We start from the raw sequence: 10,643 nt of genomic DNA on the forward strand, positions 1-10,643 counted from the left end.
CTAGTCCAAGGAGGACTCCATGGAAGGCAGCAGCAGACGCAGACGCCGCAGGTTTGGCTCAGCGACGGCAGCGGTGGCACTCGCCACCGTGCTGGCCGCTTGCAGCCAGCAGGGCGGTGACGCGGCCGGCTCCAAGGCGGCCGACGGCTACCCGGAGCGCAATATCGAGATCATGGTGCCCGCGGCCCCCGGCGGCGGCTGGGATCTCACGGCCCGTTCGATGCAGAAGGTGCTCCGCGACGACAAGGTGGTCGACCGGGCGGTCGAGGTCTTCAACGTCCCCGGCGCGGGCGGCACGATCGGCCTCTCCCAGTTCACCGGCAAGAGCAAGGGCGATCCGCACCAGCTGATGGCCACCGGCCTGGTCATGATCGGCGCCATCGAGCAGAGCGGCTCCCCGGTGAACCTGGGCGCGGTCACTCCCATCGCGACGCTGACGGCCGAGGCGGAGGCGATCGTCGTCCCGGCGTCATCGAAGTACCGGACGCTTAAGGACCTGATGACCGACTTCAGGAAGGATCCGAAGTCCGTCACCTGGGGCGGCGGCTCGGTCGGCGGCACCGACCACATCATCGCGGGTCTGCTGGCCAAGACGGCCGGTGTCGATCCGTCCAAGGTCAAGTACGCGGGCTACGCGGGAGGCGGTGAGGCCACCGCGGCGATCCTCTCCGGGGAGATCGACGCCGGGATCTCCGGCGTGAGCGAGTTCGAGGAACAGGTCAGCGCCGGCAAGATGCGGATCCTGGCCACCTCGGGAGCCGAGCCGGTCGAGGTCGCGGGCCGCCCGGCCCCCACCATCACCGGCGAAGGGTTCGACGTCGAGCTCATGAACTGGCGGGCGATCGTCGCCCCTCCCGGTATCAGCGACGCCGAACGCACCGCGGTGACCGAGGTCATCGACACGATGCACAAGACCCCCGGCTGGCAGCGAGTCCTCGAGCAGCAGGGCTGGGACGACTACTACCACACCGGCGACGAGGCCGAAACGATCTTCAAGGACGAGACGACGCGGGTGAAGGGCATCATCAAGGACCTCGGCGTCACCACCTGACTGGTGCCGGGGGAGGAAATCCCCCCATGCCCCTCCCCCGGCACCGCCTCGCGCGCACCGAACCTGATCCGAGATCGAGCCGCTGTACAGGAGCACCATGACCGCCAACCAACAGCACATGGACCCGGTGGAAGCAGAGGAGGCGGAGGAGGTGGAAGAAACCCGCGAACCGGGCCCGCGCGCGAGGACCATCGTCGCCGTGGTCTTCCTCGCGGCCGGGGTCACCGTCCTCGTCCAGACCTCTTCCATACCCGGACCACAGGGCCTCGACCTGCGGGGGCCGAGGGCGATGCCCCTTGCCGTCGCGGTCATCTGGCTGTTCCTCGGCGGCATCTATCTCGTCCAGCAGCTGCTCCGCCTTCCAGGGCAGCACGGCCCCGCGGCAACCGCCACGTCCACCGCCGCGCTGCCTCGCGCGCGCCGCCTCGCGCTGCTGGTCGCCGTGCTGGCCGGGTACGCGTTCGCGCTCGCACCCCTGGGCTACGTCCTGGCCACCGCCGCCTTCTGGATGGCGGCGGCCAGGATCCTCGGCAGCCGCCAGTGGCGCCGCGACATGGTCGTGGCGATCGCGCTGTCGCTCACCGCGTACCTGTTCTTCACTCAGGTGCTGTCCATCCGGCTCCCGGAAGGGGTGCTCCCGCTGTGAACGTCATAGGCGACCTCCTCAACGGATTCGGCACGGTACTCGCGCCGCAGAACCTCCTGCTCGCGGCACTCGGCGTCACCCTCGGCACGTTCATCGGCGTCCTGCCCGGCATCGGCCCGGCCCTCACGATCGCCCTGCTGCTGCCCGTCACCTTCAACTTCTCCGATCCCACCGGCGCCTTCATCATGTTCGCCGGCATCTACTACGGGGCCATGTACGGCGGATCGACGACCTCGATCCTCATCAACACCCCCGGAGAGTCCGCGTCCGTGGCCACGGCCATCGAGGGCCACCAGATGGCCAGACGCGGCCGTGCCCGCGCCGCGCTCGCCACCGCCGCGATCGGCTCCTTCGTAGCCGGAACGATCTCCACCGTCCTGCTCACCTTCGTCGCCCGCCCCATCGGCGAACTCGCGGTCACCTTCCAGGCCCCCGACTACTTCGCACTCACCGTCCTGGCCATGGTCTCGGTCACCGCACTCGTCGGCCGCTCCCTGCTGCGCGGCCTGATGTCACTGGTCACCGGCCTGTTCATCGGGCTCATCGGCCTGGACTCCCTGACCGGGCAACCCCGGTTCACCTTCGGCGTACCCCTCCTCAACGACGGCGTCAACATCGTCATCGTCATCGTCGGCCTGTTCGCCATCGGCGAGACGCTGCACGTGCTGGCGCAGGGGCGCACCCACAAGGAGGAGGTCGCACCCCTCGAAGACGGCAGTGCGAGGACCGGCTGGCTCAGCAGGAAGGACTGGTCGAGGTCCTGGCCCGCCTGGCTGCGGGGCGCGGCCCTCGGCTTCCCCTTCGGGACACTCCCGGCCGGGGGCGCCGAGGTACCCACCTTCCTCAGCTACACCTACGAGAAGCACCGCTCCAAACACCGCGAGGAGTTCGGCCGCGGCGCGATCGAAGGCGTCGCCGGTCCCGAGGCGGCCAACAACGCCTCCTTCTCCGGCGTGCTGGTACCCCTGCTCACCCTCGGCATCCCCACATCCGCTACAGCGGCCGTCATGCTCGCGGCCTTCCAGATCTTCAACCTCCAGCCGGGCCCCCAACTGTTCGACACCTCCTCCGAGCTGGTCTGGGCCCTGATCGCCTCGCTCTACGTCGGCAACGTCATGCTGCTGGCTCTCAACCTGCCCCTCATCCGCCTGTGGGTGAAGGTCCTCCAAGTCCCGCGGCCCCTGCTGTACTCAGGCATCCTCGTCTTCGCGACACTGGGCGTCTATGCGGCATCCGCGAACCTCACCGAGGTGCTGCTGGCCTACGGCATCGGCATCGTCGGCTTCTTCATGCGGCAATTCGACTTCCCCATCGCACCCGCCATCCTCGGCGTCATCCTCGGCCCGATGATGGAGGAACAACTCCGGCGGACGCTGCTGATCTCCAACGGCGACCTCTCGGTCATCGTGACGCGCCCGCTCTCCCTCAGCCTCCTCCTCGCGGCCGCCGTAGCCCTCGTACTGCCCTACCTGCCAAAGGCACTCGCCCGGCTGCGCGGCAAAAACGCCGACGACCGGCACAAGCTCGCCTTCGCCGACGAAGACTGACCACTGACAGGCCCTACAGGCCCAACGAGCGCCAGAAGTCCGAAACAGGAGAGACACCATGACCGTTGTCGTCGGCTACATAGCCACCCCCGAAGGACGAGCCGCGGTGGACGAGGCCGCCCGGGAGGCCTCCAGACGCGGCGCGCGGCTCGTCGTGGTCAACGCCGCAGCCGAAGACGCCTACGTCGACAGGGCCCTCGCACGGCAGGACAATCTGGACCGGCTGCGCCGCTGGCTAGAGGATAACGGCGTGGAGCATGAGATCCGCCAACCGGACGCGGGACGGTCACCCGCTGACGAGATCGTGACGACTGGGGAAGAGCTGACCGCCGAGTTGATCGTGATCGGGCTGCGCAGGCGGAGCCGCGTCGGCAAATTCCTCCTCGGCAGCACCGCCCAGCTGATCCTGCTCAACGCGGAGTGCCCCGTCCTGGCCGTCAAAGCGGAGGGCTGACTGGCTCCTGCGCCCCCATGCGCCACGCGGCGAGCGAAATGACGGGGCCGATTCGAACCGCGGTGGAGGGGCTGCGGTTGTGCAGGGTCGTGGTCATGAAGTACGAGAAGTGCTCGGCCCTGCGCTTGCCAAGAACCTCATCCACCCAGGTGGGAGGCAGTCCGCGGGGTACGGGATCTCGACGGCGGTCCCTCCGGGCAGCGCTCTCGCGTGGCTGTCGATCAGCGCGGCATGATGATCGGCCGTGCTGCTCCGACTGGCCTGCCTGGGCGTGACGAACGCCTTCGCCATGCTGCGCCTGCTGCCGATGAGCGACCAGGATAAGGACATCGAGATCCTCTCGTTGCGTCATCAGATCACGGTGCTGGAGCGAGAAATGGGTAAGAAGAGGTCGCGGTTCGACCTGAGCGATCAAGTGTCACCCTGACCGGAGCGCGGCTGCACGTATTCACGGTCATCGAGCACGCCAACCGGCGGATCCGGATCCTGGGGCCACCGCACACCCAACCGCCTCCTGGGTAACACAAGCGGCGAAGAACATCATGGAGCGATGGGTGCAGACATGCCGACGCGAACTCCTAGACCGACGTTGGTCTGGAACGAGCGACACCTCCTTTACGCCCTGCGGGAGTTCGAGCAGTTCTACAACTCCCACCGGCCCCATCAGGGCATCGCAAACGCCCGCCCGCTGGATCCCTTGCCAGCGCCGATTGCCAATCCCGAGGCCATAGCCCGCCTCGACATACGACGGCGCGATCGCCTCAGCGGCATCCTCCACGAGTACTGGCATGCCGCCTGACCTGGCCGGATGGCATTTTCGGCAAGCGCAGGGCTCAGTCGAGACCTGAGCCCGCCTCTCGCCCTTTCAGCCGAGGCCGTCCGCGCCGACCTGCACGGGCCGCCGTCCACCGTTCCCGGCCCGCCCAGCGCATCGGGTCCGGCCGAGTCCCGGAGCTGGATCAGTACTCTCCTGCTTGAGGCGAGGCGGGACCGCATACCCGCGGGTCCCGCCCCTGTACAGATACGTGGTGATCACCCGCCGGCTCGAGGGGTCGGCGCACGCCTCGTGTCCCGTCGGCGGCACTCGGTATCGTGCCGCAGCGCGTATTGCGGGATCCTCGACGCAGAAGGGGACAGCATGCGAAAGCCACATGTCACAGCGATGGCGCCCACCACAATAATCGGGAATTTGCGCTTCGGGAGACGGACGGTTGACGAAATGCAGCGGATGAAGTGTCAGTCATGAGGCCAGCCGTCGGCGCCTGCCTCACCCGCGACTGCAGGAGTGGCCACCGGCGGGCCCTCCTGGCCGGGATCCGGGTGAGCCCGCCAGTGTGTCAGGTGGTGTGTGCGACCGGGCAGCCGCCTGTCAGGCTGCCCAGGAAGGCATTGGGGTCGTAGAAGTGCTCGACCTCGAGCAGCTTGAGGTCGTCACTGACCTTGGCGACGCTCACGCCGAACATCTCGATCTTCTCACCGGTCGGCTGGAAGCCCTTGTAGGCGCCTTCGAAGCTGCCCCAGTGCCGCCACTTGAACGTGACCACGGGGGGCGGGGAGAGGACGTCGAGCACCTCCCAGAAGAAGCCCCGAGGGAAGGCGCGATGGAAAACCGCGTGCTGGGACTCGAAGCTCTCCTCCTCACGGCGGTAGAAGGCGCTGTCACCGATGAGGATGTTGTAACTGCCCTGCTCGGCGATGTCGTTGGCACTGGCCCAGGGTCCGCCGTTGACCCGGGTACGGAATCGGTCCGTGACCATGGAGACCCATGTCCGCGGATCTTCCTTGTGCGAGACCTCCATCTCGAAGACCTGCACGATGCTCTCGACGACCGCCTCGAGGGAACCGGCCTCTAAACGGCTGGTCCGCTCGTGAGGCATCACCGTGTGCGACAGATGGTAGTCCGGCGGTCCATCACGCCAGTCGGAAGGAGCCGCGGCAGCGATGACCGCTTCGCGGCCCTGCTGCCATAGGGGGGTGACCTGGGATTCCGTCACGTATGCGTCCTTTCTCACCATGGAAGTGAGGTGCTGTTGCCGAGTGCCCCCCGTGGTTGCCGGTGATCCTGCCGTACGCGACTACTGACGGCGTGACTTTAGCCAACACTTTAGGTGTGTCTGAGAGTTGGCGTGCGTGCGCGGGGCCGATGGGCTGTCAGGTCTCTGCCGGTTCACTGAGGCGCGGCCGCCCACGCGCGCTGGTCACGTCCGTCATCCGGTTGCGCGTCCACCGGGGCTATCCGTCGGCGGGCACTTCAGCGTACGGGCCGCGCATCGCCGACCAGGTGGACGCCCCAAGTGGCTGTCGAGGTGTGGCAGGGGCGGCAGTGTGCTCGCTCAGAACATAGGAATGGGGTGTCTCAAGACATCGGAATGACCGCGCGGGCAGGGTCTGGCGATGTCGAAGAGGCGTCTGGTGATCAATGCTGTGGTCGTGGAGGGCCGTACCCAGGGCGAGGTCGCGCGGGCGTACGGGGTGTCGCAGGGCTGGGTCAGCCGTCTGGTGGCCCGCTATCGAGCCGAAGGCGAGGCGGCGTTCACGCCACGCTCCCGGCGGCCGAAGAACTCACCGACCGCGATCGATCCGAGCACGGTCGACCTGATCGTCCGCCTCCGCAAGGAGCTCACCGAACAGGGCCTGGACGCCGGGCCCGACACCATCGCCTGGCAACTGCAGCACCATCACCAACTGCGGGTATCGCGGGCCACGATCAGCCGCCATCTCACCGCCCACGGCCTGGTGCTCCCCGCGCCCAGGAAACGGCCGCGCTCGTCCTACATCCGCTTCCAGGCCGCCCTGCCCAACGAGACCTGGCAGGCCGACTTCACCCACTACCGCCTCGCCGACCCAGTCGGCACCGACATCGAGATCCTGACCTGGCTGGACGACTGCTCCCGCTACGCCCTGCACGTGACCTGCTGGCCGCGCGTGACCGGCCCGATCGTCCTCGACACCTTCCGCCGCGCCATCACCGCCCACGGCATCCCGGCCTCCACCCTCACCGACAACGGCATGGTCTTCACCACCCGCCTCTCCGGCGGCCGTGGCGGCCGCAACGCCCTGGAACACGAACTGCGCCGCCTGCACATCACCCAGAAGAACTCCGCCCCCAACCGCCCCACCACCTGCGGCAAGGTCGAACGCTTCCAACAGACGATGAAGAACTGGCTCCGCGCGCAGCCCGACCAGCCCACAACCCTCCCCCAGCTGCAGACCCTGATCGGCCGGTTCGTCCACGCCTACAACCACCAGCGACCCCACCGCTCCCTGCCCCACCGCGCCACCCCGGCAGCGAGCTACTCCACCCTCCCCAAGGCCCTACCGGCCCACCGCCGCGACGCGGACACCCACACCCGCGTCCGCCACGACCGCATCGACCAATCCGGCCTGGTCACCCTGCGCCTGGGCGGCCGACTCCACCACATCGGCATCGGACGAACCTACGCCCGAACCAGCGTCCTCCTCCTCGTCGACGACCTGCACGTCCGCATCGTCAACGCCGTCACCGGAGAACTCCTGCGCGAGCTGATCACCGACCCCACCCGCGACTACCAGCCCCAGAACCCCAAGAACACAAAGAAACCCCCGAACCCGCAGGTTCGAGGGTTTCCGATGTCCTGAGACATCACAATGGCAGGGGCGGCAGGATTCGAACCTGCGGCGTGCGGGTTTGGAAGTCCGCTGCTCTGGCCGGACAGTCGGCGACATCTCGGAGCGACGGATACACCGACAACAGCTGCACCGCCGATCTCGTCATCACGCCGACGGGTTGGTCGTGCTGGGGGACCCAAAGGTCCTCCACCGTGCAGAACGGCTCACGTCGGCTGACCGGACGCTCTGAGCGTCCGGGATTTTCGTACCCTTGACAGGAGAATCGTGGACGATTCCGGTCGAATTATTGAGTGAATTCTCATGGATAACGCTGTCAGATTTCGAGGAGCTAACGGTGTTGCCCAACGGGTGGAGCGCGGCGAGTGCCGTGCGTAACGTGCTCGGCACCGAGCACTTCTGAAGTCGCCATCAGCAAGGGCCAACTGCCGTTGTCCTGCCGTGTCGAGACGCGTGGTTCGCATCCAAGGGGACTTGTCGTGACAGTCCAGCACCATCTGTTCTCCAACGCGGCCTATCCCGTGATGGCCTATGTGACGGCCTGCACGGGCTCCGCCCTCGGGCTCGCCTGTGCCCGCCGCTTTCACGCGCGAGGTGTGCGCAGGGGATGGAACTGGCTGGCCGCGGGAGCCCTGACCCTCGGATCGGGCATCTGGGGCATGCACTTCATCGCCATGCTCGGATTCTCGGTCCACGGGGTCGAATTGCGGTACGACGTAACGCTCACGACGCTGAGTCTGATCGTCGCGGTGGTCATCGTAGGACTCGGCATGCTCGCCGCCGGTGTGCGCAGATCGTGGTACGCCCTACTCGGCAGCGGACTGGTGTCGGGGCTCGGAGTGGCCGCCATGCACTACATCGGCATGGCATCCCTGCAATTCCCGGGGGTCATCCGATATTCGGGGCAGGTTGTCCTGCTGTCCGTCCTCATTGCCGTCATCGCAACCACCGCGGCCTTGTGGGCAACGCTCCGGGTGGCCGGAAAGACGGCGACCGTGGCCGCGGCGACGGTCATGGGGATCGCCATCAGCGGTATGCACTACACGGGCATGCTCGCCGTCGACGCGACGACCACGGGTACAGACGTCAGTGGTGGCGGCGTCGTCGGCACCAAATTGATCGCGCCGTTGATCATCGGTCTGGTGACTCAGATCCTCCTGGTGTGGTTCGCCGTCCTGATGACCTCGGTGCATGAAGGCGGTGACAACGCGGTCCGGCCCACGCGCACTCGGCGTCGGAGGTCCGCCCGGAGGGGGCCGTTTGGGAACTGAGGTCGGACGCACCGAGCAGTTTGAAGGCTGGCCGGATGGACATCTCTCGCGGAAGTGGTTGGTAATCACCGGCCCCGGTAAGCAACTGCGATCACGTCGGCCAACTCGGTGAGCTGCCAGGCTGTTGCCGACTCTGCTGCGCAATTCTCGGGGCTGTGTCCTGCCGCTGCGGGATGATCGTCTCTGTGGCCGTCTTCTGCCACGCGTCCGCGGGGAGGGTGAGCGATGTCGTTACAGCCGGGGGGGACTGCCGCCGGTCCCGGAGCAGACCATTGCGGTGGCGTGTGCGGCGTTCCCGAAGGGAAGCCTGGCGATGCGGGTGCGGAACCGGCTCGGCGAGGTCTTCGTGGACGAGCCATTTGCCGGTGCGTTCGGGGTGCGGGGTGCTCGGGGCTCTCGCCGGGGGCGTTGTCGCTGGTCACTGTATTGCAGTTCGCGGAGAACCTGACCGACCGGCAGGCCGCGGCGATGGCAGTGCGGGCGATCGACTGGAAGTACGCGATCGGCGCGGAGCTGACGGATACTGGGTTCGACGACGGCGTGCTATCCCGTTTCCGGGCCCGGCTGGCCGAACACGGCATGGAGCGCTGGTCTTCGACCGGCTCTTGGAGCACTGCAAGGACGCCGGACTGGTGGCGGCCGGGGGCAAGCAGCGCACCGATTCGACCCATGTGATCAGCGCGATGCGGGATTTGACCCGGCTGGAGTTGGCCGGCCAGAGCGTGCGGGCCGCGCTGGAGGCCCTGGCGGCCGCCGCGCCCGGGTGGCTGGCCGTAGCGGTGAGCGTGCCTGACCTCGCCCACCGCTACGGGGAGCGGATCAACGGCTGGACGATGCCGTCGTCGAAGACGAAACGGGACGGGCTGGGTGAGGTCTTCGGCCAGCACGCGCTGGCCCTGTGCCGGACGGTGTGGGACCCCTCGGCTCCGGTGTGGCTGCGGGAGATCGAACATGTCGCCGTCATGCGCCAGGTCCTCGTCCAGACGTTCACCGTCCGGACCGACGCACGCGGACGGGAGGTGATCAAGAAGCGTGAGGCCGACACGGACGGCGTCCCGCCCGGCCATCTGCGCCTGGCCTCCCCCTACGACCCCGATGCCCGCTGGTCTGCCAGGGGGACGAGTTGTTCTGGATGGGACTACAAGGTCCATCTCACCGAGGCCTGCGCCCCTCCCGTCGAAGCCGAAGCCGGTGGTGCGAGCCGAGACGGGAGACGGCCGAATCTGATCACGGACGTGTGCACCACGACCGCCGCCGTCCCGGACGTGTAGGCGACCGAACCGGTCCAGCGCGCGCTGACTGAACCTGGCCTGCAACCGGGCGAGCACTACCTCGATGCCGGCTACCCCTCCGCCGAGCTGATCCACAGCACCCGTACCCAGGCCATCACCATGGTCACCCCGGTCCTGCTCGACCAGTCGTCCCAGGCCAGGGCCGCCACCGGCTACGACAAGAGCGCCTTCCACGTCGACTGGAAGGCCCGTCAGGTCCGTTGCCCCGCCGACCGGACCAGCAGCAACTGGAACCCCGTCCGCCAGCACGGCCAAGACGCGATCGTCGTCACCTTCGCCAAGAGCACCTGCGGCCCCTGCCCCCACCGCGCCGCGTGCACCACCGCCCGCCAGCAGCACGAGCCGTCCCAGCGGTCCTGGGGTCCTCGCCTCTGAGCCCGCGCCCGGCATCACCCCGCCGCGCTCCGCAGGGGCCCGGCTCCTCACCCCCGAATGCCAGCGCAGCGCCGCTATTTGCCGCCCGTACGCCGCGGCCGCACCATCACCCACAGCGATCACCAGGCCAAGCGAAGTGTCGTACAGGGAGGGAAGTCGATGTCTTACCACCCGCTCACAACGGGGCTGACCAGCGACGACAGACCGGAGCCACAGACAGTGACGGAACCTTCGTCGGAACCTCTCACGGAATCCGTAGCAAAAGCGCTGTCGGCGGGTCTGTCAATCGAACGGTGTAACCAGGGTGGTTGGGGTTACTGACGGGCTGCTGAGAGTCGGCCGTCGAAGGTGATGTCGAAGGCGTTCAGGGCGGTCTTCCAGCGGCTGGTCCAGCGGGCCTG

At 67.6% G+C, this 10,643-nt stretch carries 10 protein-coding genes and 1 pseudogene; 10 read left to right on the top strand and 1 reads right to left on the bottom strand.

Translation table 11 applies throughout. The features are described from left to right. The first annotated feature begins 19 nt into the window (after positions 1–19). From ACTWP8_RS09245 to ACTWP8_RS09265, 5 genes and pseudogenes are all read left to right on the top strand, one after another. Positions 20–1,051 (top strand): Bug family tripartite tricarboxylate transporter substrate binding protein, encoded by a 1,032-nt coding sequence (locus tag ACTWP8_RS09245; protein WP_443321646.1) that lies wholly within the window; start codon positions 20–22, stop codon positions 1,049–1,051. A 97-nt stretch (positions 1,052–1,148) separates the two neighbouring features. Beyond that, positions 1,149–1,697 carry a tripartite tricarboxylate transporter TctB family protein gene (locus ACTWP8_RS09250; protein WP_443321647.1) on the top strand — a complete coding sequence of 183 codons (549 nt, stop codon included), beginning with the start codon at positions 1,149–1,151 and terminating at the stop codon, positions 1,695–1,697. Beyond that, positions 1,694–3,244, top strand: a complete 1,551-nt coding sequence (locus ACTWP8_RS09255; RefSeq protein ID WP_443321648.1) for a tripartite tricarboxylate transporter permease — start codon at positions 1,694–1,696, stop codon at positions 3,242–3,244. The genes ACTWP8_RS09250 and ACTWP8_RS09255 overlap by 4 nt, the downstream gene beginning before the upstream one ends. Positions 3,245–3,302: 58 nt before the next feature. After that, positions 3,303–3,698 carry a universal stress protein gene (locus ACTWP8_RS09260; RefSeq protein WP_443321649.1) on the top strand — a complete coding sequence of 132 codons (396 nt, stop codon included), beginning with the start codon at positions 3,303–3,305 and terminating at the stop codon, positions 3,696–3,698. A 244-nt stretch (positions 3,699–3,942) separates the two neighbouring features. Beyond that, a pseudogene (locus tag ACTWP8_RS09265) lies at positions 3,943–4,497 on the top strand (integrase core domain-containing protein). A 538-nt stretch (positions 4,498–5,035) separates the two neighbouring features. On the opposite strand, the gene ACTWP8_RS09270 reads toward ACTWP8_RS09265, so the two are convergent. After that, complete coding sequence (locus ACTWP8_RS09270; protein WP_443321650.1) at positions 5,036–5,692, bottom strand: SnoaL-like polyketide cyclase; 657 nt, start codon at positions 5,690–5,692, stop codon at positions 5,036–5,038. A gap of 400 nt (positions 5,693–6,092) precedes the next feature. On the opposite strand from ACTWP8_RS09270, the gene ACTWP8_RS09275 reads away from it, so the two are divergent. The 5 genes from ACTWP8_RS09275 to ACTWP8_RS09295 all read left to right on the top strand — a co-directional run bounded on the left by ACTWP8_RS09275 (position 6,093) and on the right by ACTWP8_RS09295 (position 10,242). Further along, positions 6,093–7,316 (top strand): IS481 family transposase, encoded by a 1,224-nt coding sequence (locus ACTWP8_RS09275; RefSeq protein WP_443321651.1) that lies wholly within the window; start codon positions 6,093–6,095, stop codon positions 7,314–7,316. 467 nt (positions 7,317–7,783) lie between these two features. Further along, complete coding sequence (locus ACTWP8_RS09280) at positions 7,784–8,575, top strand: MHYT domain-containing protein (RefSeq protein ID WP_443321652.1); 792 nt, start codon at positions 7,784–7,786, stop codon at positions 8,573–8,575. Positions 8,576–8,800: 225 nt separating this feature from the next. Then, on the top strand, positions 8,801–9,250 hold the full coding sequence (locus ACTWP8_RS09285) for a transposase (protein ID WP_443321653.1): 450 nt from the start codon (positions 8,801–8,803) through the stop codon (positions 9,248–9,250). Further along, positions 9,181–9,846 carry a hypothetical protein gene (locus ACTWP8_RS09290; RefSeq protein ID WP_443321654.1) on the top strand — a complete coding sequence of 222 codons (666 nt, stop codon included), beginning with the start codon at positions 9,181–9,183 and terminating at the stop codon, positions 9,844–9,846. Before ACTWP8_RS09285 ends, ACTWP8_RS09290 begins: the two co-directional genes overlap by 70 nt. Before the next feature lie 120 nt (positions 9,847–9,966). Further along, complete coding sequence (locus ACTWP8_RS09295) at positions 9,967–10,242, top strand: hypothetical protein (protein ID WP_443321655.1); 276 nt, start codon at positions 9,967–9,969, stop codon at positions 10,240–10,242. Positions 10,243–10,643 lie beyond the last annotated feature (401 nt).

It is taken from the genome of Streptomyces sp. 7N604 (assembly GCF_052245475.1).
Taxonomy (GTDB): domain Bacteria; phylum Actinomycetota; class Actinomycetes; order Streptomycetales; family Streptomycetaceae; genus Streptomyces.